Consider the following 25,058-nt stretch of genomic DNA (forward strand, 5'->3'; position numbering starts at 1 on the left):
CAATTACAGTTGGCAAAGGTATAATAAAATACGGAGTGAAACCCAATTATTCCCCTAAAAAGAGTTTACACCACGCGTCAAATTGTGAAACAGTTTCCTCTCCATATTTAGAAAGACTCTTCCGGATTTTCTCGGGAGACTTTTCCTTATCCAATTTCGTCTTACTGAAAAACTTGTCGGCAAAACAAATGATCTGCTCTTCCCACGATACCGGACGCATATCCCGATGCGGAACCGGCAAGTTCTGTTCTTCAATCATCTTCAGGGAAAGCCCGGTTCCCGTATGCCGTTCGCACACCAGCGCATGCTTCGGATATCCTTCTGCACGCATTAATTCCGCACCTAAATACCCATGACAGATATACGGAGCCTGACCATGACAGTCGATTCCCTCGGCATCACACTTAAATATACCAATATCATGCAGCATGGCAGCCTCTTCAATAAAAGTCAAATCCAAATTCAACTCCGGATGCATCCGGGCTATTTCCAGGGCTTTATCCGCCACACTCCGGCTATGCACCGTCAAGATATGATAAGCCTCCGACTTTTCCGGATAATATTTCTTGATAATTTCTAATGGATCCATACCTCTTAATCTTCCTATTCATTAATGATACAAAGGTACAACATTCCTCTCTTACGGTGGATGCCCGTCAGAAAGAAATCATCTTTAAAACTCAAAAAACGGGAATTGTCAATTATTTCTATACACCAATCCTCGTTTCACTTTATCTAATCAACTGTTTATTAAACAAGTAATCACTACAAATTCATCAAAATCATTCTACATATTAATTAAATCACCTATATGAATTAATCAATTTACCTATATGAATTAATTAATTGACTATTGTGATTTAATTAATTCACTAATGTAAATTAATTAAAATGAAGGAATAATCTTCTAAATCAGTTCGAAAAACACCCGAATAAGCTAAACATTTAGCTCAAAAACCAACCTTGGCAGATCGAAATAAGTGGAATATACCTATTCGTCTTTCACCATATATATAATATGATAATACTAACACAAAGTTACTACAAAAAAGTGGAATACGGAAGAATGAAGTAATAGAATTGATTTACAGAGGTTTCATTTAAGCTGCCGATTCTCTCCAACGCCACCACAATCCTTGCAAAAGCCAAATCAAGACGTCGCTACGTTACTTGTTCGTAACCACACCATATAAGTGACGAAATGGGTAAGAATGGTAAAACAAGACATTGTGATATAGTGAGTTACTGACAACTCACGCAATAAATCCGGTTACGGAAAAAGATTGCGCCGTTCCTCCGTGTTTTGCGTACCGACGAAGGATTCTTCACCGACTAATTTTGAACCTAAAAAAATTAAGGACGATGAAGAGTACATTTTCAGTTATCTACTACCTCAAACGTCAGGTAGTGAAAAAGGACGGGACAGTACCCGTCATGGGACGTATCACGGTGGACGGAAGCCAAACACAGTTCAGCTGCAAACTGACCGTCGATCCCAAGCTGTGGGACACCAAAGGAGGACGTGTCACGGGCAGAAGCACGGCTGCACTCGAAACGAACCGTATGCTCGACAAGATGCGCGTACGCATCAACAAGCACTATCAGGAAATCATGGAGCGTGACAACTTCGTCACTGCGGAAAAGGTGAAAAACGCCTTTCTCGGACTGGAACACCGCTACCACACGCTGTTGCAGGTGTTCCGGCAACACAACGAGGACTATGCCAAGCAGGTGGAGGCAGGCATGAAAGCCAAAGGCACGTTTAACAAGTACAAGATCGTTTACAAGCACCTGCAAGAGTTTCTCACCATCCGCTACCATGTGAAGGACATTGCCCTGAAAGAGCTTACACCCGCTTTCATTTCCGATTTTGAAATGTTCCTGCGCACGGACAAACACTGCTGCACCAATACCGTGTGGCTGTATGTCTGCCCGCTTCGGACGATGGTGTTCATCGCCATCAACAATGAGTGGCTCACGCGCGACCCGTTCCGTGAGTATGAAATCAAGAAGGAGGAAACGACCCGCAGCTTTCTGACGAAAGATGAAATCCGCCTGCTGATGGAAGGCAAGCTGAAGAATGCGAAGCAAGAACTGTATCGTGATTTATACCTATTCTGCGCCTTCACGGGCTTGTCGTTCGCCGATATGCGCAACCTGACGGAAGAGAATATCCGCACCTACTTTGATGAACACGAGTGGATAAACATCAACCGCCAGAAGACGGGTGTGGTGTCCAACATCCGTATGCTCGACATAGCGAAGCGCATCATCGACAAATACCGTGGGCTGTGCGGGGACGGCAGGATATTCCCCGTACCCCACTATAACACGTGCCTTGCCGGAATCCGGACCGTCGCCAAGCGTTGCGGTATCACCAAGCATATTACATGGCATCAAAGCCGCCATACGGCCGCCACGACGGTGTTCCTCTCCAACGGCGTACCTATCGAAACGGTCAGTTCCATGCTGGGACACAAGAGCATAAAGACAACGCAGATATACGCGAAAATAACCAAAGAGAAGCTCAATCAAGACATGGAGAACCTTGCCGCGAGATTGAACCAAATCGAGGAATTTGCAGGTTGTACCATCTAAAACAGAGAAGCCATGAAACGTGACATAATCATCATTGAGGACAAGGCGGTCAGCGTAACCGGTAACGATGTATGGATGACCGCCGGAGAAATCGCCGGACTGTTCCACACAGGTGTCCCGGCAGTGAACGCCGCCATTAAAGCCATCCTCAAAGCGGACGTGTTGAGTGACTACGAGGTATGCCGCTACATTCAACTTGAAAACGGTCTGTATGCGGATGTTTACTCGCTTGAGATCATCATCCCCGTCGCTTTCAGATTGAACACCTACTGCACGCACGTGTTCCGCACGTGGCTGGTGTGTAAAGCTCTCTCGAAAGAAAAGCGACAGGCATACGTGATGTTCATACAGAACGGGAAAGCCGGGTATTGCTGAACACGCATACGTGCCAACAAAAAGGAAACGGACAGCCTAATTTGAGTTGTCCGTTTCCTTTTTGTTCGTTTTCATGCTTCCTTTATTCTATTGGCTTGCGGTAATTCGCCTCCAGCAGTTCACGCAATCCCGATTCGGGGTAAAGCACTTTTCCTCCTAAAAGGATGAAGGGCAACACCCTGTTGTTGCGGTATTCCTGCAAGGTACGGCGGCTCACACGGAGCAACTCCGCCACCTCCCTGTCCGTCAGGTAACGTTCCCCGTCCAGCGGCGGACGGTAGTTTTCCAAAAATGCGGAGAGCCATTTAGAGCCTTTGCGCATATTCTGCACCACGGTGGCAAGCGGCTCGTCCTCCAGTGTAAAAACATTGTTGTTCTCGTTCATCATGACTTTGGATTCAGTGGGTGAATAACAAGATTATCTGCCGCCGGGATAGAGCGTACCGATAAGCGGAATCAGCCTCTTGACTTCTTCCTGCTTGTAATAGAACCTGCGGTTTATCTGCGAGTAGCCGATAAGCCGTTTGTCGCGTAACGTCTGCAACGTGCGCGGGCTGATTCTCAACTGCCCGCAGACTTCCTCGCCCGTGAGCCATCTTTCCAGCCGCCCTCCGTCGTTCTTGCGCTTCAGGGCGGCAACCTTCTCCGAGAGGGCATTGAAGGACGCCAACATCATCTCGAAGGTCTTTTTCTCGATAGATACAATTTCCATATTCAAAACATTTCTGGTTTGCCGCAAAGGTAACGCCATCCTCATGAACGCATATCGTTTCCCACTGAAAGGCTGTATGTTGCGCCATCTGTCCGGGTTACGGAGCCATTTCCGATAAAAATCTTACGTGAGACACGTAGTGAGCTGTTAAAGCCCCTTTTGTTTATTGCCGGATTTTGCCGCAGAAACCAAAAGAAAGGACTGAATATGAAAGTAATAACGATGGAAAGTTCCGTCTTCACCGCATTGACGGAACAGATAGCCGAGATAGCGGCACACGTGCGTGCCGTTTCCGGCGAAAGAAAGGAAAAATCCGCAGACAGGTTGCTCACCACCCGTGAGGCGGCGCACCTGCTGAATGTGAGTACCCGCACCCTCCAGCGTATGCGCAGCGAGCATCGCATCGGCTATGTGGTGCTGCGCGGCAAGTGCCGCTACCGCCAGTCTGAAATCGACCGCCTGCTTGCGGACTGCACCGTCATGGAAGACGCGGCGACACCGACGGAAATGAAACGCAACCATACGCTGCGCACGGGAGGCGGCAAACCCAAAGGAAGGAGGACGTGACGTATGGAACTGCTTACCCGAAACAATTTCGAGAGCTGGATGCAGAAACTGGTTGAACGGCTCGACCGTCAGGACGAACTGCTGCTCTCCTTGCAACCGTCCGGCAAAACCCCAAACCCGATGGAACGTATCAGGATGTTCGACAACCAAGACCTCTGTATGCTGCTCCAGATCAGCAAGCGCACCCTACAACGCTACCGCAGCATCGGCGCGTTGCCGTATAAGACGCTCGGCAAAAAGACCTATTACAGCGAGGAGGACGTGCTGACGTTCCTTTCCGGACACGTAAAGGACTTCAAAAAAGAAGATATAGCCTTCTACAAGGCTCGTATCCATAATTTCTTTCAAAAATAACCCATTAAAACATTTTTCAAATGGCAAAGAAAAAAAGTGAAAAGGACGTGCTGATAGTCCGTGACGAGAAGACGGGCGAAATCAGCGTGGTAGCCGGGCTGGATGCCGACGGTTCCCCCAAGCGTACCCCCGCGAAAGCGGAGAACGCGCAGAGTTTCCTGCAATTCGACCGCCACGGCGATGTGCTGGACAACTTCTTCAAAAACTTCTTCCGGCAGTGCAAGGAACCCAGCCGCTTCGGTTTCTACCGTGTCGCGGCAGACCAAGCCGACAAACTGATGGAGGTGATGAAAGACCTGCTGAAAGACCCCGAAGCCAACAAGGAACTGCTTGCGCCCCACAAGGTGGACACTTCCGGCTACGAAAAGCAGGTGAAGGAAGAACAGACCGCCGAAAAGACGGAGCAGACGGAACAAAAGCAGGAAGAGCAGCCCAAAGAAAAACAAGAACAGGAAGAAATGGAAAAGAAGCAGGAACAGAATCAGGAAAGCCCGCAACAACAGGCACAGGGCAGACGGGGCTACCAGCCCATCGACGAGAGCAAAATCAACTGGCAGGAGTTGGAAGAGAAATGGGGCGTGAAACGTGACGACCTTGAAAAGTCCGGTGACCTTCAGAAGATGCTCAACTACGGCAAATCCGACTTGGTAAAGGTGTCGCCCAAGTTTGGCGGCGAGGCTTTTGAACTGGACGCCCGCCTTTCCTTTAAGAAAGACGGTGAAGGCAATGTCAGCCTCGTGCCGCACTTCATCCGCAAGGAGCAGAAACTCGACGAGTACAAGGAACACAAGTTTTCGGACGAAGACCGTAAGAACCTGCGCGAAACGGGCAATCTCGGCAGGGTCGTGGACATCGTGGACAAGGAAACGGGTGAAATCATCCCCTCGTTCATCAGCATAGACCGCAAGACAAATGAAATCACGGACATACCAGCAAACAAAGTGCGCATACCGGAGCGCATCGGAAAGACGGAAATCACCAAACAGGAACAGGATATGCTGCGTGCCGGGCTGCCCGTGCGCGACAAACTTATTGAGCGCAACGACGGCAGGAAATTCGTCACCACTCTTCAAGTGAATGTAGAGCAGCGAGGCGTGGAGTTCGTACCGGGAACCGGCAGGTCGCCGCGTACTGCCCAGACGCAGGAAGCCAAGAACAATCTCACACAAGGACAGGCTCAGGGCATGGAAAATTCCGCAGCCCCACAGAAAGAGCAACGCCGCAACACGTGGACGAACGCCGACGGCAGCATCCGCCCCATCAGCAAATGGAGCGGCATGAACTTCACCGACCAGCAGAAAGCCGATTATGCAGCGGGTAAGGCGATAAAGCTGGAGAACGTGACAGACAAACAGGGTTTCCATGCCACGATGTATATCAAGTTCAACCCGGAGAAGGGTCGTCCTTATCGCTACGACACCAATCCTGACAACGCACAGAAGGTAGCCCCCTCCAACGAAAGCCGCACACAGGTGGCGGTGAACAGCGAGGGCAAGACCAACGAGGCGACCAAGAACCTGAAAGAGCCGTTGCAGAAGGGACAGACCGCTCCGAAGGACGACAAACAGCAACAGCAGCAGGAGAAACCACAGAAGAAAAACAACAAGGGCATGAAGATGTAATCTCCCGTGTCCACCACTAAATCCAAAATAGAATCCAAAGTATCACTAAAAAGTAAGAAAACATGAAGACAATCATTGCAGAAAAGCCATCCGTGGCACGTGAAATCGCCCGCATCGTGGGCGCGACAAAAAGAGAGGAAGGATATTTCGAGGGAGGCGGCTATGCCGTGACATGGGCATTCGGACACCTCGTCCAGCTTGCCATGCCCGACGGCTACGGCATACGTGGTTTCGTCCGTGGTAACCTGCCCGTCATCCCCGGAACCTTCACGCTCATTCCCCGTCAGGAAAAGACAGAGAAAGGCTACAAGTCCGACAGCGGCGTGGTGTCGCAGATAAAAATCATCGCCCGTCTTTTCAAGGAAAGCGAGCAGATCATCGTGGCGACCGATGCCGGACGCGAAGGTGAGCTTATCTTCCGCTACCTCTACCACTATATCGGATGTACCACTCCTTTCGTGCGCCTTTGGATAAGCTCGCTTACCGACAAGGCTATCCGTGAGGGACTGCGCAACCTCGAAGCGGGCGACAAATACGACAACCTCTACCTTGCCGCCAAAGCACGGAGCGAATCCGACTGGCTTGTGGGCATCAACGGCACGCAGGCACTCTCCATCGCCGCTGGACACGGCACATATTCCGTCGGACGGGTACAGACACCTACGCTGGCGATGGTATGCGCACGTTACTGGGAGAACCGCCGTTTCACGGTAGAACCGTTCTGGCAGCTCCATATCGCCGCAGACGGAGGCAACGGTGATACCGTGAAATTCTCGTCCTCCGAGAAATGGAAAGAGAAAGAGCCTGCGACGGAATTATATAATAAAGTAAAGGAAGCAGGCACAGCCACCGTCACGAAAGCGGAGCGCAAGGAGAAGATAGAGGACACTCCGCTCCTGTACGACCTGACCACGCTCCAGAAGGAGGCCAACGCCAAACACGGCTTCACAGCGGAGCAGACACTCGAAATCGCGCAGAAGCTCTACGAGAAGAAACTTATCACCTATCCGAGAACCGGAAGCCGCTACATCCCCGAAGACGTGTTCGTGGAAATTCCCAAGTTGCTCGCCTTCATCGGCAACCTGCCCGAATGGAAAGACAAAGTCAATCCGAAGGCAGTGCCGACACGCCGCAGCGTGGACGGCGGCAAGGTAACAGACCACCATGCCCTACTCGTCACGGGCGAGAAACCGCTGTTCCTCTCCAAAGAAGATAATACCGTCTATCAGATGATTGCCGGACGCATGATTGAGGCTTTCTCTGAAAAATGCGTCAAAGACACCGCTACTGTTACGGCGGAGTGTGCCGGAGCGGAGTTCGTGGTGAAAGGCAGTGTTATCAGGCAAGTCGGGTGGCGTGCAGTCTATGGCGAGGAAGAGAAAGAGGAGACCATCATACCCGGCTGGCAGGAAGACGATAGGCTGGCACTGAAAGCCGCCTCCATCACGGAAGGTAAGACCAAGCCTAAGCCGCTGCATACCGAAGCCTCCCTGCTGTCCGCAATGGAAACGGCTGGCAAGGAGATAGAGGACGACGCGCTGCGTCAGGCATTGAAGGATTGCGGCATCGGCACGCCTGCCACCCGTGCAGCCATCATCGAAACGCTTTTCAAACGCGGTTACATGGAACGTTGCAAGAAGTCGCTTGTACCCACCGAAAAAGGGCTTGCCCTCTACTCGGTCGTGAAGACGATGCTCATCGCCGACGTCGCCATGACGGGTGAATGGGAGAAGGAACTGGCACGCATCGAGCGCGGGGAACTGCTCGCCGATACCTTCCGCAAGGAGATAGAGGCGTACACAAAGGAGATTACCTCCGAACTGCTCTCGTGCGACAAACTGTTCGCCCGCAGGGATTCCGGCTGCAAGTGTCCCAAGTGCGGGACGGGCAGTATGCAGTTCTACGGCAAGGTCGTCCGCTGCGACAACGCGGAGTGCGGGCTGCCCGTGTTCCGCCTGAAGGCAAACCGTACCCTCACCGATGACGAAATCAAAGACCTGCTCACCGACGGACACACGAAACTGCTCAAAGGTTTCAAGAGCAAGCAGGGCAAGAGTTTCGATGCCGTGGTTGCCTTTGACGGGGACTACAACACGACTTTCGTGTTCCCCGAAAGGAAAAGTAAGGCAACCTCTGCGAGAAGAAGAAAATAATGAGTAACTTTGCCACTGATTCAGAGTAATGAACTGTTCTTCGATACCGGATTACACTCATGCTTTGGATTTAGTGGTGGCACTCGGAGGGATACCGAGTGCCTTTTCTTTCTCCTTTCAGACAATTATCCCGGTCATGATTTACCAATCCACTAAATTCCAAAGTAATGAACAACAAGAAGAAAAACGAGGGGCAGACCGACTTTTCCTACTACGGTCTGTACCTGCTAGACTATCTCCGAACAAACAGATTTGAACAGGCGACCGACGAAGCCTTCATCCGTGAACGCGCCGACCGTGCCGCCGGAACGTATGAACGGGCAATGCTCGAAGGCTATCCCGCCGCAGGTGCGCAGGAATTGGCTATGCGCACGCTGACGGAGGGGCTTCGCTACTCCAAGTACGCCATCCTGCGCGAAGTCGTAGAGAACGAGTTTGCCGACGACGTGCCGGAAGCGGAGCGTGAATCCTTTACCCGAAAACTGCTGCCGCTTGTCGGAAACGTATTCTCCATTTATGACCTTTCGGATGACAATTTCGCCCTGTCGCCCGATTATGACCTGCTCTACACGGAGCTGACGGGGGCTGTCGTCCTTTATATAGAGGAATATGGCGTTTAACCGCAAACAAAGGTTGCGGGACAACATCGAGGCGATACGGACGGCATTCGTCCTTGACAGGGAACAACGCACCCCCACCGCACGCGAAAGGCTCTTGTTGGAGCGTTATTGCGGTTTCGGTGGACTGAAGTGCATACTGAACCCAGCAAAGGAACTGACGGATGCCGTCCATTGGGCGAAATCCGACCTCGAACTGTTTGCCCCTACCGTGGAACTGCACAAGTTACTACGGGAGAATACAAAAGACGATACGGAGTATAAGCGGTACATGGATGCTATGAAGCAATCCGTTCTGACCGCTTTCTATACTCCGCCGGAGATAACAGGCACTATTGCGGACGTGCTGCATGAACACGGCATACGCCCCGACCGGGTACTGGAACCATCGGCAGGCGTTGGCGCATTTGTGGATGCCGTATTAGAGAACAAGCCGGACGCGGACATCATGGCTTTTGAGAAAGACCTGATGACGGGCAAGATATTGAAACACCTGCATCCCGACCAGAAAGTAAGGATACAGGGGTACGAGAAAATTGAAAAGCCGTTCATGAACCATTTTGATCTGGCTATATCCAATATCCCCTTTGGTGATGTGGCGGTGTTCGACCCGGAATTTACCAACAGTCATGACATGGCAAGACGGTCGGCATCCAAGACGATACACAACTATTTCTTTCTGAAAAGCCTTGATGCGGTGCGTGAAGGCGGAATCGTGGCGTTCATTACCTCGCAGGGGGTGTTGGATGCCCCGACCAATGCGCCCATACGCGAGTATATGATGAACCACGCCAATCTGGTGGGTGTTGCCCGTCTGCCGAACAACCTCTTTACGGAAAATGCGGGTACGGAGGTGGGCAGTGATTTGATTATTCTGCAAAAGAACAGCGGAAAGAACGGGAAACTGTATTATAATGAGAAACTTTTTGTGCAAACAGAACAGACCCCTATCGGCACTTCCGTAAATGGGTATGTATGGAGCATCGGTTCGCTTTCCCACACGGATTTAACCAAAAGTACCGACCCTTACGGAAAGCCTGCCTATAAGCTCATGCACAGAGGCGATACCGTACAATTGGCGGAAGACTTACGGGAACATCTGAAAATAGAACTGCACCAACTCAACAGGGAACTCTACGAAAGACATAGCCTGCATCCGACGCAAACGGAAAGTACGGATAAAAGTATGAATGTGGAAGTACAGCCGTCTCCGAAAGTAGAAGCGGTGACTTCTACCGCTAATGTTTTTATCACAGAAGCGGAGAAACCGAAAGTTCAACCCATAGACGAGAAGCCGGAGATTGAGCCACGCCAGACGAATCATTCAAATGCCGTTCAGCTCACTCTGCTTGACCTTTGGGGTATGCCCATAGAAGAACCTGCCAAAAAGAAAAAGGCAACCAAAAAGGAAAACAAGGCAAAGCGTGCTATTCCTAAACCGAAACCGCCGATTATGGCAGTTCCTCCTGTTGAATCCGTCAAGCCTGCAACCGAAAGCAAGAAGGCAAAGCCGGAAAGTGCAGGGAAGCAAAGCGACCCTGAAGATATTTATGCCACTTTGGACTGGGACACCAATCCACCCATCAACGGCTTCTATGAAACGATGATGAGCCTGACACCGGAACGGCGCAAGGCTCTACGGCTTGAAGCGGAACGGCACAGACAGGAACAACTGAAAAAGTCGGGTATCAAGGACACGATGAATCCTGCCTTTGTGCCTTCGTCGGATAACAAACCGGAGCAAAAGGAAGCAGCAAAACAACCCGAAGCACAGCCGGAGGCAACTCCCGTTCCTATTACGGACAATAGCCCAAGTGAGAAAGCAACCGCTTCACTATTCCCGGAATTTGAAACGGAAAAGCCGAAGGAGGAAGCCCCCGACCTTACGCCGCGTCCCTATCACCGCACACCGGAAATGCACCTGCGTGAAGGGTCGCTGGTGGCTGACAGGTCACGCCGTACCGTCGGCTACCTGAAGGACATCACGCCTTACGGCGCGACATTCCAACCGCTTGACCTGACTGGCTACCAGAAGGAGAAAGCGATGTTGTATGTGTCACTCCGTGATTCATACGAGCGGCTTTACCGCTACGAGGCGGAGTATCACGATGAAGGGTCTGCACAACGCATAGCGTTGAACACCTGCTACGATGAGTTTGTCATGCGCTACGGCAACCTCAATGCCAAGCAGAACGTGAAACTGTTGATGATGGATGCCGCCGGGCGCGACATCCTTTCGTTGGAACGTGCGGAAGACGGCAGGTTCGTCAAGGCGGACATCTTCGAGCGTCCCGTTTCCTTCTCGGTGGAGAGCCATGCCAACGTAAGCTCTCCCGAAGAGGCACTCTCCGCATCGCTCAACAAGTTCGGCACGGTCAATCTCGACTATATGCGGGAGATAACCGACAGCACGGAAGAGGGATTGCTTGACGCCCTCAAAGGACGCATCTTCTACAACCCGCTCGTAACCGGTTACGAGATAAAGGACAGGTTCATCGCCGGGAACGTGATAGAGAAGGCGGAGCGCATCAAGGCATGGATGGGTGACAACCCAGAAAACGGGCGTATGCCGGAAGTGAAGCAGGCGTTGTTGGCTCTGAAAGAAGCCGAGCCGCCGCGCATCGCCTTCGAGGACCTCGACTTCAATTTCGGGGAACGCTGGATTCCGACGGGCGTGTACGCCGCCTACATGAGCCATCTTTTCGACACGGACGTGAAAATCGCCTACTCCGCAAGCATGGACGAGTATTCGGTGGCGTGCGGCTACCGCACCATGAAAATCACGGACGAGTTTTTAGTGAAGGGCTATTACCGGAACTATGACGGTATGCACCTGTTGAAACACGCCCTGCACAACACCTGCCCCGACATGATGAAGTCCATCGGCAAGGATGAGCATGGCAATGACATCAAGGTGCGCGACAGCGAGGGCATACAGCTCGCCAACGCCAAGATTGACGAAATCCGTAACGGGTTCTCGGAATGGCTGGAAGAGCAGTCGCCGCAGTTCAAGGAACGGCTGACGACAATGTACAACCGCAAGTTCAACTGTTTCGTGCGACCGAAGTATGACGGTTCGCACCAGACGTTTCCCGACCTCAATCTGAAAGGATTGGCAAGCCGGGGTATTCAAAGCGTTTATCCGTCGCAGAAGGATTGCGTCTGGATGATAAAACAGAACGGAGGCGGGATCTGTGACCACGAAGTTGGAACAGGTAAAACACTGATAATGTGTATTGCAGCGCATGAAATGAAGCGTCTGAACTTGGCGCACAAGCCGATGATTATCGGCTTGAAGGCGAACGTGGCGGAGATAGTAGCCACTTATCAGGCGGCATATCCTAATGCGAGGATTCTCTACGCTTCGGAAAAGGATTTCTCGACTGCCAACCGCGTGCGTTTTTTCAACAACATCAAGAACAACGACTACGATTGCGTCATCATGTCGCACGACCAGTTCGGCAAGATACCACAGTCGCCGGAGTTGCAACAGCGCATCCTGCAAGCGGAGCTTGACACGGTGGAGGAAAACCTTGAAGTGCTGCGGCAGCAGGGCAAGAACGTGTCGCGGGCGATGCTGAAAGGATTGGAGAAACGCAAGCACAACCTTGTGGCGAAGTTGGAGAAAGTGGAACACGCCATCAAATCCCGCACGGATGACGTAGTGGACTTCAAGCAGATGGGCATCGACCACATCTTCATTGACGAGAGCCACCAATTCAAGAACTTGACTTTCAACACCCGGCATGACCGTGTGGCGGGGTTGGGAAACTCGGAAGGAAGCCAGAAAGCCCTGAATATGCTTTTTGCCATACGAACTATACAGGAGCGCACGGACAAGGACTTGGGGGCTACGTTCCTGTCCGGCACAACCATTTCCAACAGTCTGACGGAATTGTACCTGCTCTTCAAGTATCTGCGTCCGAAGGAATTGGAAAGGCAGGATATCCGATGCTTCGACGCATGGGCGGCAATTTTCGCCAAAAAGACAACCGACTTCGAGTTCAACGTGACGAACAATGTGGTTCAGAAGGAGCGTTTCCGATATTTCATCAAAGTGCCGGAGCTTGCCGCCTTCTACAACGAGATTACCGATTACCGCACGGCGGAGGACGTGGGTGTGGATCGTCCGCGTAAGAACGAGATACTGCATCACATACCTCCCACGCCCGACCAAGAGTATTTCATCAAACAGCTGATGCAGTTCGCCAAGACGGGTGACGCCACGCTGCTGGGCAGACCGCCCCTGTCGGAAACGGAGGAGAAGGCGAAGATGCTTATCGCCACCGATTACGCGCGGAAGATGGCTCTCGACATGCGCATGATAGACCCGCATTATGAGGACCACCCCGACAACAAGGCTTCCCACTGCGCCAAGACGATTGCGGAGTATTACCACAAATACGACGCGCAGAAAGGCACGCAGTTCGTGTTCTCGGATCTGGGAACATACCAGCCGGGCGACGGATGGAACGTGTACAGCGAGATAAAGCGGAAGCTGACGGAGGACTACGGCATCCCGGCAAGCGAGGTGCGCTTCATTCAGGAGTGCAAGACCGACAAGGCACGCAAGGGGGTGATAGACGCCATGAACGCCGGAACGGTGCGCGTGCTGTTCGGTTCCACTTCCATGCTCGGAACGGGTGTGAACGCGCAGAAACGGTGTGTCGCAATCCATCATTTGGATACGCCGTGGCGTCCATCCGACCTGCAACAGCGTGACGGACGCGGAGTTAGGGCGGGCAACGAGATTGCCAAGCGTTTTGCCGGGAACAATGTGGATGTCATCATCTACGCGGTGGAAAAGTCGTTGGACAGCTACAAGTTCAACCTGCTGCACTGCAAGCAGACGTTCATCTCGCAGCTCAAAAGCGGGGCGATGGGCGCACGTACCATCGATGAGGGGGCTATGGACGAGAAATCGGGCATGAACTTCTCGGAGTACATGGCGTTGCTCTCCGGCAATACCGACCTTTTGGACAAGGCGAAACTGGAGAAGCGTATCGCATCGCTTGAAGGGGAACGCAAGTCGTTCAACAAGGGCAAGCGCGATTCGGAGTTCAAGCTGGAAGCCAAGACGGGGGAACTGCGCAACAACACGGCTGTCATCGAAGCCATGACGGAGGACTGGAACCGTTTTCTTTCCGTTGTGCAGACTGATAAGGAAGGTAGTCGCCTTAATATTGTCAAGGTGGACGGCGTGGATTCAACCGACGAAAAAGTTATTGGAAAGCGTTTGCAGGAGATAGCCAAGAACGCCACGACGGGCGGTTTGTACAAGCCTGTCGGGGAGATTTACGGTTTCCCGATAATGGTGGTCAGCGAGAGGATACTCAAAGAGGGGCTGGAATTTACCGACAATCGCTTCGTGGTGGAAGGGAATTACAAATACACCTATAACAACGGGCATCTGGCGATGGCTGACCCGGTAGCCGCCGCACGTAATTTCCTGAATGCATTGGAGAGGATTCCGTCCATCATCGACCAGTATAAGGCGAAGAACGAGGTGCTGGAAAAGGAGGTTCCGCAGTTGCAGGAGATAGCGGGCAAGGTGTGGAAGAAAGAGGACGAACTGAAACAGTTGAAGTCCGAACTTGCCGCGCTTGACCGCAAGATACAGTTGGAGCTTGCGCCGCCCGCGCAGGAAGTCACCGAAAAAGAAAAGAACGGGCAGGAGATCAAGCCAGATGCGGAAGGTGTACGGAGCATATCGCCACAACAAACCGATGATGTCCCGCAGATTCGCAGCCCGATGGATAAACGAAGTCCGTCTGGCAATTTCATTGCCAATCATATCATTATCGGGCGTCCGGGTTTTCAGTTTAAGGATGAAAACCGATCGAAAGGGATAAAAATTTAAAATTATGAATTTTATATAAAATATTAATAGGGGCTATCCAAAAGGTCTAAAAGTAAATCTTATCCCCTCTGCAAGTATCTGTAGAAGAGTGATTGCAAGAATTTCTTTCTTTTTGGGCAGCCTCTATTAAATTTATTTATTCTTTCTTGATTTATGTTTATAAACATTATACCAAAAACATTCCAACTAACCTTGTTTATGTTTTGTCAGCCACCATTTGCACAACCATATTTGACTCCCAAAGAGAGTGAATTCGATAAGATAACTTGCTGCATACCCACAATAAGGGGCTAAATAGAATACGAATGGGAAATAGATAACAGTACCGACAACAGATTGCGTTATGTAGTTGGTTAAACTCATTTTACCATAAAGCTGTAATGTGGAAACCGCTTTTTTGACACGTTCCTTATGACACAATAATATGAACGAGAATATTTCTACAGAATCATCAGTAAAACAGAAAAAAATACTAATTTTGTTTTTGATGATCATTTCAAAAGGAATTAGAAAAAATGTCTAATTCTAACTTATAGAGGAAAAAGCAACAATTAAATATTAAAGAATAAAAGATACGAAAAATATGACGCCAAAAGAGATACTACAAGAATGGATTGACTGCTTCAACGCCGCCGATGCAGTCGCTTTGGCAAACTTATACGCTCAGGATGCCATAAACCATCAAGTCGCAAACACCCCGGTTATAGGAAAAACAGCTATCCATAAAATGTTTGTAAATGAATTTGCAACCTCAAAAATGGTTTGTATTGTTGAGCATATATTCGAGGATGGAGAATGGGCTATCATGGAATGGAAAGATCCGCTCGGGTTGCGAGGATGCGGATTCTTCCATGTGCAAAACGATAAAATCGTTTTCCAAAGAGGTTATTGGGATAAGCTCAGCTTTCTCAAACAGCACGGTTTAACCGTAGAGAATAGTGATAAAAATCCAAACACATAACACCGTCCGATATGGGAATCATCATTCATTCTTTAGAGTCCGTTTCTTTCAAAGATTTGTATGCGGCATTCTCATCCGCATTCAAAGATTATGATTTCTCTTTGAATGCGGATGAATTGCGACGCATGCTCGACCGACGAGGATACAATCCACAACTATCTTTCGGAGCATTTTTCGAAGGACGGCTGATTTCTTTTGTGTTTAACGGAACAGGCATGTACAACAACATCTTGACGGCCTATGACACAGGGACGGGAACCGTACCTTCATTCCGGGGATTACACCTAACCCAAAAAATATTCACTTTCAGCCTCGAATTGATATATCAACAAGGAGTTCGGCAATATGTACTGGAAGTTTTGCAACACAATCACAAAGCAATAAAAATATATCGCAAATTAGGCTTTGAAACACAGAGAAATTTCAACTACTACTCTGCCAAACTGAGCGATATTGTTCCTGTATTGCAAGTAAACCATACCGCATGTCGCATACTCCCATCGGATTTAAAAAACTGCCTTAACCAAACGGCCTGGTTCGATTTTCATCCTTCATGGCAAAATGACAGGGCTTCACTGGAACGCGGAATCGACAATTTGGACATATTGGGAGCTTATGAAAGAGAAGAACTTGTCGGATTTGTTATCTTTGAACCGGCATCAGGCGATATTTCATCCCTCGCAGTTGCAAAAGATTACCGGCGTAAAGGAATAGGTAAGTCCTTGCTTAAAAGTGCTGTCAGTCATTTTCAAAGCGATGTACTCAAATTTACTAATGTTGATTGCGATTGTGAATCAGTCACTGGTTTCTTGTCATCATTAGGACTTACCCCAAAAGGACAACAGTTTGAAATGGTCAGAAAAATTTAACCTACATTTATATGAATAGCCCTCATCATCAAATAACGGTTCTCAGCTATACGCAGGCAGGGATTTTAACCACTGAACTTCCTACGAAGAACTGAACTTTAAATTTACCACTTAACTGTCCTACGAAGCACGAAAGCCCTGCTTGCGTATAGGTGATGTTATGCGGTCGGTTTTCATTTTCTCTTCTTTCTCGTTAATTTGTCAAGCAAAGTTACTAAATTTGCAGTCAAGCAATTTCAATTTTTGAATTATGTATTTCAGCAGACCTTGGACTTCTATCTAAGTGATAGGCAGTCCTGAAAATTCCAATCTCTTTTAGGTCAAGACAATTAGTCTATGGGTTTCGTGTACCGACTTTTTTGTAAAGGCGTTACGTTGTCATAGTTGCTCTGTCGGGTAATACTGTCTATTCACTTCTCCACGATTTGAATTCAAGTATTCACCTGTAAGAAGTTACTAAACCTGTTGGCGGAATTAATTTAGTGCATACTTAATTCTGCCAATGGGCTTGTCGTTAATGAAGTTTACGTATTGCAGAATGGTAAGTGCACTATTTTTGCCAATGATTCTGGCAAACAAACCATTCGTTATTTTCGCGTAGTTCCTGATGACCAAGAACTGGTCTGTAAGTTGTGAGAATATTGTCTCAATCCTCTTTCTTGCCTTTGCAAACGGAATGAATGTCGGTTTCCAATCCTTTTGGTTGAGCCGATACGGACACTCCAGTCTTATGTGTGCGGTTTCGAACAAGTCAAGCTGTACGTCAGCTCCAATATACCCTTTGTCACCATAGATGCTACAGTCGTGATAAGTATGTTTTACATCCTTCATATAATGGAGGTCAGCCACACTTGCCTTTGACAGATCATAGGAATGGATAACTCCACTTAACCCACAGAGAGCGTGTAACTTATAACCAAAATAATACGTGTTCTGCGAAGCACAGAAGCCGAAGTCGGGAGCTTGCGAGAAATTGCCGGCACGCCCCATCTTGCAACGTTTTCCTCTTGCAACCCTACAGACCTCTATCGGCTTGGAGTCAACAAAGAATTGTTCCTCTCCGCCATCCATTTCCATGGCAATCCGCTTGCGCAGTTCCTCACACAGGCCTGACGTTTTCTTCCTGCGGTCATTGAACTGTCTCCTTGATATGAGATTGGGAATGCTGTCCTTGTATTCTTGCAATTTATAGTCGAACAACCACTTCTCACTATCAATGCTCTCGGTCTCTGCCGTCAGGGATAGCGCCACCACTTCCAAATCCGAAAACTTGGGAACAGGACCACGACGTGGAACATTACCCGAATCATTGACGAGATTTTCAGAGAATTGCTTGCATATCTCAAGTATTTTGACGAATTTTGCATAAAGGTTGTACATACGATGGTTTGAACTTAATGTTTTAATCACCACTAAGTTACTAAAAATCAGCGACATGTACAACTTTTTACTCATATTTATCAACTTAAATTAATTCCGCCAACGGGTTTACTAATGACAAAAAAGAAATTGCCCGTTCGTTTTACGGGTCAGCACTTTACTATTGATAAAGTGCTAATAAAAGATGCAATAAGACAAGCAAATATAAGTAATCAGGATACGGTTTTAGATATTGGGGCAGGCAAGGGGTTTCTTACTGTTCATTTATTAAAAATCGCCAACAATGTTGTTGCTATTGAAAACGACACAGCTTTGGTTGAACATTTACGAAAATTATTTTCTGATGCCCGAAATGTTCAAGTTGTCGGTTGTGATTTTAGGAATTTTGCAGTTCCGAAATTTCCTTTCAAAGTGGTGTCAAATATTCCTTATGGCATTACTTCCGATATTTTCAAAATCCTGATGTTTGAGAGTCTTGGAAATTTTCTGGGAGGTTCCATTGTCCTTCAGTTAGAACCTACACAAAAGTTATTTTCGAGGAAGCTTTACAATCCATATACCGTTTTCTATCATACTTTTTTTGATTTGAAACTTGTCTATGAGGTAGGTCCTGAAAGTTTCTTTCCACCGCCAACTGTCAAATCAGCCCTGTTAAACATTAAAAGAAAACAGTTATTTTTTGATTTTAAGTTTAAAGCCAAATACTTAGCATTTATTTCCTGTCTGTTAGAGAAACCTGATTTATCTGTAAAAACAGCTTTAAAGTCGATTTTCAGGAAAAGTCAGGTCAGGTCAATTTCGGAAAAATTCGGTTTAAACCTTAATGCTCAAATTGTTTGTTTGTCTCCAAGTCAATGGGTAAACTGTTTTTTGGAAATGCTGGAAGTTGTCCCTGAAAAATTTCATCCTTCGTAGTTCAAAGTCGGGTGGTTGTCAAGATGATTTTTCTGGTTTGGTGTCGTCTTTTAAGCTGCCGCATAACAAATTAATAATACCAAATAAAAATACGTATAGATTAAAAAAGTTCTTTGTGCTTTTGTCAGGGAACTTTTTTTTCGTAAATTTGCGTTCAATTATGCGGCAGTAATAATATACATATTAATACGAGTTAGTAATCCTGTAGTTCTCATATGCTACGAGGAGGTATTAAAAGGTGCGTTTCGACAATGCATCTACTGTAGTATATTATTGCTTAATCCAAATGAATATTATAAATTTAGGAATTCTTGCTCACATTGATGCAGGAAAAACTTCCGTAACCGAGAATCTGCTGTTTGCCAGTGGAGCAACGGAAAAGTGCGGCCGTGTGGATAATGGTGACACCATAACGGACTCTATGGATATAGAAAAACGTAGAGGAATTACTATTCGGGCTTCTACGACATCTATTGTTTGGAATGGTGTGAAATGCAATATCATTGACACTCCGGGACACATGGATTTTATTGCAGAGGTGGAGCGGACATTCAAAATGCTTGATGGAGCAGTCCTCATCTTATCCGCAAAGGAAGGCATACAAGCGCAGACAAAGTTGCTGTTCAGTACTTTACAAAAGCTGCAAATCCCGACAATTATATTTATCAATAAGATTGACCGTGCCGGTGTGAATTTGGAGCGTTTGTATATGGATATAAAAACAAATCTGTCGCAAGATGTCCTGTTTATGCAAACTGTTGTCGATGGATCGGTTTATCCGGTTTGCTCCCAAACATATATAAAGGAAGAATACAAAGAATTTGTATGCAACCATGACGACGATATATTAGAACGATATTTGGCGGATAGCGAAATTTCACCGGCTGATTATTGGAATACGATAATCGCTCTTGTGGCAAAAGCCAAAGTCTATCCGGTGCTACATGGATCAGCAATGTTCAATATCGGTATCAATGAGTTGTTGGACGCCATTTCTTCTTTTATACTTCCTCCGGCATCAGTCTCAAACAGACTTTCAGCTTATCTCTATAAGATAGAGCATGACCCCAAAGGGCATAAAAGAAGTTTTCTTAAAATAATTGACGGAAGTCTGAGACTTCGAGACGTTGTAAGAATCAACGATTCGGAAAAATTCATCAAGATTAAAAATCTAAAGACTATTTATCAGGGCAGAGAGATAAATGTTGATGAAGTGGGTGCCAATGATATCGCGATTGTAGAAGATATAGAAGATTTTCGAATCGGAGATTATTTAGGTGCTAAACCTTGTTTGATTCAAGGATTATCTCATCAGCATCCCGCCCTCAAATCTTCTGTCCGACCAGACAAGCCCGAAGAGAGAAGCAAGGTGATATCCGCTCTGAATACATTGTGGATTGAAGACCCGTCTTTGTCCTTTTCCATAAACTCATATAGTGATGAATTGGAAATCTCGTTATATGGTTTGACCCAAAAGGAAATCATACAGACATTGCTGGAAGAACGATTTTCCGTAAAGGTCCATTTTGATGAGATCAAGACTATCTACAAAGAACGACCTATAAAAAAGGTCAATAAGATTATTCAGATCGAAGTACCACCCAACCCTTACTGGGCCACAATAGGGCTGACTCTTGAACCCTTACCGTTAGGGGCAGGGTTGCAAATCGAAAGTGACATCTCCTATGGTTATCTGAACCATTCTTTTCAAAATGCCGTTTTTGAAGGGATTCGTATGTCTTGCCAATCTGGTTTACATGGATGGGAAGTGACAGATCTGAAAGTAACTTTTACTCAAGCCGAGTATTATAGCCCGGTAAGTACACCTGCTGATTTCAGACAGCTGACCCCTTATGTCTTCAGGCTGGCTTTGCAACAGTCAGGTGTGGACATTCTCGAACCGATGCTCTGTTTTGAGTTGCAGATACCCCAAGTAGCGAGTTCCAAAGCTATTACAGATTTGCAAAAACTGATGTCTGAGATTGAAGACATCAGTTGTAATAATGAGTGGTGTCATATTAAAGGGAAAGTTCCATTAAATACAAGTAAAGACTATGCCTCAGAAGTAAGTTCGTACACTAAGGGCTTAGGCATTTTTATGGTTAAGCCATGTGGGTATCAAATAACAAAAGACGGTTATTCTGATAATATCCGCATGAACGAAAAAGATAAACTTTTATTCATGTTCCAAAAATCAATGTCATTAAAATAATGGAGCGGTCAGGAAATTTCTATAAGGCAATACGGTTGGGATATATACTTATCTCCATTCTTATCGGATGTATGGCATATAATAGCCTCTATGAATGGCAGGAGATAGAAGCATTAGAACTTGGCAATAAAAAAATAGACGAGCTCCGAAAAGAAATAAACAATATCAATATTCAAATGATAAAATTTTTCTCTATTGGGTGAAACAATACTGGAATGGAACGATAAAGATATCGAGCATTACCATGCACGGCGTATGGCAATGGACAGTATGCTCTGCCGTTTCAAGGCCACCTATCCAGCAGAGCGCATCGATAGTGTGCGCAGTCTTTTAGAGGATAAGGAACGACAGATGTTCCAGATAGTCCGGTTAATGGATGAACAACAATCTATTAACAAGAAGATAGCCAATCAAATTCCGGTTATTGTACAGAAAAGTGTGCAGGAACAGTCCAAAAAGCCAAAACGAAAAGGTTTCTTAGGCATATTCGGCAAAAAAAAGGAAGTAACTCCAGCAGTATCAACCACTATCCTTCATTCGGTCAATAGAAACGTAATCAGCGAACAGAAAGTGCAGGATCGCCAATTGTCGGAACAAGCCGACAGCCTTGCAGCTCGTAATGCAGAACTTAACAGACAACTGCAAGAATTGATTTGCCAAATAGAAGAAAAGGTACAAACCGAACTGCAAAGCCGGGAAAACGAAATAGTTGCCATGCGTGAAAAGTCATTTATGCAAGTAGGCGGTTTAATGGGATTCGTTCTTCTATTGTTGTTAATTTCCTACATCATCATACATCGTGATGCAAAAAGCATTAAACAATACAAGCACAAGACAACTGATTTGATAAGGCAACTGGAACAATCCGTACAACGGAACGAGGCACTGATAACGTCAAGGAAGAAGGCGGTACATACTATCACCCATGAACTGCGCACACCGCTGACAGCAATAACAGGCTATGCCGGACTGATACGGAAAGAACAGTGTGAGGATAAGTCCGGGCAGTATATCCAAAACATACTGCAATCCTCCGACCGTATGCGGGATATGCTTAACACTTTGCTTGACTTCTTCCGCCTGGACAACGGCAAGGAACAGCCCCGTCTGTCACCCTGCCGGATTTCAGCAATCACGCACACACTTGAAACGGAGTTCATGCCTGTTGCCGTGAACAAAGGGCTGTCCTTGTCCGTGAAGACTGGACACGATGCCATTGTATTGACCGACAAAGAGCGAATAATACAAATCGGGAATAACCTGCTGTCAAACGCTGTCAAGTTCACAGAAGAAGGCGGTGTTTCTTTGATTACTGAATATGATAATGGAGTTCTGACACTGGTCGTTGAAGATACAGGTACAGGCATGACAGAAGAGGAACAGAAACAAGCGTTCGGTGCGTTTGAACGTCTATCAAATGCCGCCGCAAAGGAGGGTTTCGGGCTTGGGCTTGCCATAATGCGTAATATTGTGTCGATGCTTGGCGGAACAATCCGTTTAGACAGCAAGAAAGGGAAAGGCAGTCGTTTCACAGTTGAAATTTCTATGCAGGAAGCTGAAGAACAGCTTGGATATACAAGCAATACACCTGTTTATCATAACAATAAATTCCATGATGTTGTCGCCATTGACAATGATGAGGTATTACTTCTGATGCTGAAAGAGATGTATTCCCAAGAAGGAATACACTGCGACACTTGCACCGATGCTGCGGCACTGATGGAAATGATACGCCAGAAAGAATACAGCCTGTTGCTGACAGACTTGAATATGCCCGATATAAACGGTTTCGAATTGCTGGAACTGTTGCGTTCGTCCAACGTGGGCAATTCACCAACAATCCCGGTGGTTGTGGCAACCGCTTCGGGCAGTTGTAACAAAGGGGAACTATTGGCAAAAGGCTTTGCCGGATGCCTGTTCAAACCGTTCTCCATATCGGAACTGATGGAGGTTTCCGACAGGTGTGCCATAAAAGCGACACCGGACGGGAAACCGGACTTTTCCGCCTTATTGTCCTATGGCAATGAAGCCGTCATGCTGGAAAAGTTGATAACTGAAACAGAAAAGGAAATGCAGGCGGTACGGGATGCAGCAAAAGAAAAAGACCTGCAAAAGCTGGATTCCCTGATCCACCACCTGCGCAGTTCGTGGGAGGTGCTCCGTGCCGACCAACCGCTGAATGTACTTTACGGATTGCTTCGTGGCGATGCTCTCCCGGATGGTGAAGCGTTAAGCCATGCCGTGACTGCCGTGCTGGATAAGGGAGTGGAAATAATACGGTTGGCAGAAGAGGAAAGGAGAAAATACGAAGATGAATAAGACAAAAATAATTGTGGTGGAAGACAACATCGTGTATTGCGAATATGTCTGCAATATGCTGTCACGGGAGGGCTACCGCAATATGAAGGCTTACCACCTCTCAACCGCGAAGAAACATCTGCAACAGGCAACAGATAATGATATCGTGGTTGCCGACCTGCGTCTGCCTGACGGCAGTGGCATAGACCTTTTGTGCTGGATGCGAAAGGAGGGAAAGATGCAGCCCTTCATCATTATGACCGACTACGCCGAAGTTAATACCGCCGTGGAAAGCATGAAACTCGGCTCGATAGACTATATTCCCAAACAGCTTGTGGAGGATAAACTTGTCCCCCTGATCCGTTCCATACTGAAAGAACGTCAGGCAGGACAACGCCGTATGCCTATATTCGCCCGTGAAGGTTCCGCCTTTCAGAAAATCATGCACCGCATAAGGCTGGTAGCCGCCACCGATATGAGCGTGATGATATTTGGTGAGAACGGCACGGGCAAGGAGCATATTGCCCACCTGTTGCATGACAAGAGCAAACGTGCAGGCAAGCCATTTGTGGCGGTGGACTGCGGTTCACTCTCCAAAGAGCTTGCACCGTCGGCTTTCTTCGGACACGTCAAAGGTGCATTTACAGGTGCGGACAATGCCAAGAAAGGATATTTCCATGAGGCGGAAGGCGGCACGTTGTTTCTGGACGAGGTAGGAAACCTCGCGTTGGAAACCCAACAGATGTTGCTCCGTGCCATACAGGAGAGGCGGTATCGCCCGGTCGGAGACAAGGCAGACCGGAATTTCAATGTCCGCATCATCGCTGCTACCAATGAAGATTTGGAGGTATCGGTGAATGAAAAGCGTTTTCGGCAGGATCTTCTGTACCGCCTGCACGACTTCGGGATAACCGTTCCTCCGTTGCGTGACTGTCAAGAAGACATTATGCCGCTGGCAGAGTTCTTCCGTGATATGGCAAACAGAGAGCTGGAGTGTAGCGTGAGCGGGTTCAGTTCCGAAGCACGTAAAGCGTTGCTGACACACGCATGGCCGGGCAACGTGCGGGAACTTCGGCAGAAAGTTATGGGTGCTGTATTGCAGGCGCAGGAAGGTGTTGTCATGAAAGAGCATCTGGAACTTGCCGTGACGAAACCAACCTCACCTGTCAGTTTCGCCCTGCGAAACGACGCGGAAGACAAGGAGCGGATTTTGCGTGCGTTGAAACAGGCGAACGGAAACCGAAAGGTTGCCGCCGAACTGCTCGGAATAGGACGTACTACGCTGTACAGCAAGCTGGAAGAGTATGGGTTGAAATACAAATTCAGGCAATCATAGCCGGTAATTCACTGAATTTAGCTATCTTTGCATGAACATTTGAAGGTAAACGGCGATTGGGGAGCCTTTCGCCGCCGATATATAACATAAGACCGCAAGGTGTTTCTAATGGAAATCTGGAAAATTGACATTAACAGGAACTATTGCGTGATTGCTTATGCTATGCCTACGCATAGCGTGCATTCACCTATTCCTGTTAGGGCATTCCAGAGCCTCCATTAGAAGTAGT

Annotated in this window: 17 protein-coding genes and 2 pseudogenes; 14 read left to right on the top strand and 5 right to left on the bottom strand. The window is 47.7% G+C overall.

Translation table 11 applies throughout. The features are described 5' to 3' along the window. Positions 1-46: 46 nt before the first annotated feature. Positions 47-589 (bottom strand): HDIG domain-containing metalloprotein, encoded by a 543-nt coding sequence (locus tag NEE14_RS09140; protein WP_251968396.1) that lies wholly within the window; start codon positions 587-589, stop codon positions 47-49. 773 nt (positions 590-1,362) lie between these two features. Here NEE14_RS09140 and NEE14_RS09145 point away from each other — a divergent pair. Together NEE14_RS09145 and NEE14_RS09150 are read left to right on the top strand one after the other, a co-directional pair. Continuing rightward, positions 1,363-2,598: a site-specific integrase gene (locus NEE14_RS09145; protein ID WP_008653387.1), complete on the top strand. Its 1,236-nt coding sequence runs from the start codon at positions 1,363-1,365 to the stop codon at positions 2,596-2,598. Positions 2,599-2,610: 12 nt separating this feature from the next. Beyond that, a complete protein-coding gene (locus tag NEE14_RS09150) occupies positions 2,611-2,973 on the top strand; it encodes a hypothetical protein (protein ID WP_008653382.1) in 363 nt (120 codons plus the stop codon). 82 nt (positions 2,974-3,055) lie between these two features. On the opposite strand, the gene NEE14_RS09155 is transcribed toward NEE14_RS09150, so the two are convergent. Together NEE14_RS09155 and NEE14_RS09160 are read right to left on the bottom strand one after the other, a co-directional pair. After that, a complete protein-coding gene (locus NEE14_RS09155) occupies positions 3,056-3,361 on the bottom strand; it encodes a helix-turn-helix domain-containing protein (RefSeq protein WP_008653380.1) in 306 nt (101 codons plus the stop codon). Positions 3,362-3,391: 30 nt separating this feature from the next. Then, entirely contained in the window at positions 3,392-3,685 is a 294-nt protein-coding gene (locus tag NEE14_RS09160; protein WP_032940488.1) for a helix-turn-helix domain-containing protein, read from the bottom strand. A 207-nt stretch (positions 3,686-3,892) separates the two neighbouring features. On the opposite strand from NEE14_RS09160, the gene NEE14_RS09165 reads away from it, so the two are divergent. The 6 genes from NEE14_RS09165 to NEE14_RS09190 all read left to right on the top strand — a co-directional run bounded on the left by NEE14_RS09165 (position 3,893) and on the right by NEE14_RS09190 (position 14,858). Continuing rightward, positions 3,893-4,252 (top strand): helix-turn-helix domain-containing protein, encoded by a 360-nt coding sequence (locus NEE14_RS09165; RefSeq protein ID WP_014774668.1) that lies wholly within the window; start codon positions 3,893-3,895, stop codon positions 4,250-4,252. 3 nt (positions 4,253-4,255) lie between these two features. Continuing rightward, positions 4,256-4,606 (top strand): helix-turn-helix domain-containing protein, encoded by a 351-nt coding sequence (locus tag NEE14_RS09170; protein ID WP_014774669.1) that lies wholly within the window; start codon positions 4,256-4,258, stop codon positions 4,604-4,606. 20 nt (positions 4,607-4,626) lie between these two features. Beyond that, positions 4,627-6,228: a DUF3945 domain-containing protein gene (locus tag NEE14_RS09175; protein ID WP_014774670.1), complete on the top strand. Its 1,602-nt coding sequence runs from the start codon at positions 4,627-4,629 to the stop codon at positions 6,226-6,228. A gap of 62 nt (positions 6,229-6,290) precedes the next feature. After that, the gene (locus NEE14_RS09180) at positions 6,291-8,381 is read left to right on the top strand and encodes a type IA DNA topoisomerase (RefSeq protein WP_008141550.1); all 2,091 of its coding nucleotides are present in this window, start codon (positions 6,291-6,293) and stop codon (positions 8,379-8,381) included. A gap of 167 nt (positions 8,382-8,548) precedes the next feature. Next, a complete protein-coding gene (locus tag NEE14_RS09185) occupies positions 8,549-9,001 on the top strand; it encodes a DUF1896 domain-containing protein (RefSeq protein WP_008141546.1) in 453 nt (150 codons plus the stop codon). After that, positions 8,991-14,858, top strand: a complete 5,868-nt coding sequence (locus tag NEE14_RS09190) for an N-6 DNA methylase (RefSeq protein ID WP_251968395.1) — start codon at positions 8,991-8,993, stop codon at positions 14,856-14,858. Before NEE14_RS09185 ends, NEE14_RS09190 begins: the two co-directional genes overlap by 11 nt. 186 nt (positions 14,859-15,044) lie before the next feature. Here NEE14_RS09190 and NEE14_RS09195 read toward each other — a convergent pair. Continuing rightward, positions 15,045-15,323: pseudogene (locus tag NEE14_RS09195) on the bottom strand (DUF418 domain-containing protein); the annotation flags it as partial. Between the two features lie 118 nt (positions 15,324-15,441). On the opposite strand from NEE14_RS09195, the gene NEE14_RS09200 reads away from it, so the two are divergent. Both NEE14_RS09200 and NEE14_RS09205 read left to right on the top strand, forming a co-directional pair. Then, positions 15,442-15,819 (top strand): nuclear transport factor 2 family protein, encoded by a 378-nt coding sequence (locus NEE14_RS09200; RefSeq protein ID WP_007366528.1) that lies wholly within the window; start codon positions 15,442-15,444, stop codon positions 15,817-15,819. Between the two features lie 11 nt (positions 15,820-15,830). Continuing rightward, a complete protein-coding gene (locus NEE14_RS09205; protein ID WP_007366527.1) occupies positions 15,831-16,688 on the top strand; it encodes a GNAT family N-acetyltransferase in 858 nt (285 codons plus the stop codon). Between the two features lie 474 nt (positions 16,689-17,162). Here NEE14_RS09205 and NEE14_RS09210 read toward each other — a convergent pair whose 3' ends face one another. Then, positions 17,163-18,143 (bottom strand): IS982-like element IS1187 family transposase, encoded by a 981-nt coding sequence (locus tag NEE14_RS09210; RefSeq protein WP_338578716.1) that lies wholly within the window; start codon positions 18,141-18,143, stop codon positions 17,163-17,165. A 39-nt stretch (positions 18,144-18,182) separates the two neighbouring features. Between NEE14_RS09210 and erm(F) the strand changes: the two genes are divergently transcribed. The 4 genes and pseudogenes from erm(F) (at position 18,183) to NEE14_RS09230 (ending at position 24,829) form a co-directional block, all read left to right on the top strand. Continuing rightward, positions 18,183-18,983 (top strand): 23S rRNA (adenine(2058)-N(6))-methyltransferase Erm(F), encoded by an 801-nt coding sequence (gene erm(F) / locus NEE14_RS09215; RefSeq protein ID WP_004295323.1) that lies wholly within the window; start codon positions 18,183-18,185, stop codon positions 18,981-18,983. Between the two features lie 286 nt (positions 18,984-19,269). After that, positions 19,270-21,195 (top strand): tetracycline resistance ribosomal protection protein Tet(Q), encoded by a 1,926-nt coding sequence (gene tet(Q) / locus NEE14_RS09220; RefSeq protein ID WP_044225003.1) that lies wholly within the window; start codon positions 19,270-19,272, stop codon positions 21,193-21,195. Further along, positions 21,195-23,514 (top strand): annotated as a pseudogene (locus NEE14_RS09225) (hybrid sensor histidine kinase/response regulator). The gene tet(Q) and the pseudogene NEE14_RS09225 overlap by 1 nt, the downstream one beginning before the upstream one ends. Then, positions 23,507-24,829 carry a sigma-54-dependent transcriptional regulator gene (locus tag NEE14_RS09230; protein ID WP_038607238.1) on the top strand — a complete coding sequence of 441 codons (1,323 nt, stop codon included), beginning with the start codon at positions 23,507-23,509 and terminating at the stop codon, positions 24,827-24,829. Before NEE14_RS09225 ends, NEE14_RS09230 begins: the two are co-directional and overlap by 8 nt. Positions 24,830-25,058: the final 229 nt, after the last annotated feature.

It is taken from the genome of Parabacteroides sp. AD58, assembly GCF_023744375.2.
GTDB lineage: Bacteria > Bacteroidota > Bacteroidia > Bacteroidales > Tannerellaceae > Parabacteroides > Parabacteroides absconsus.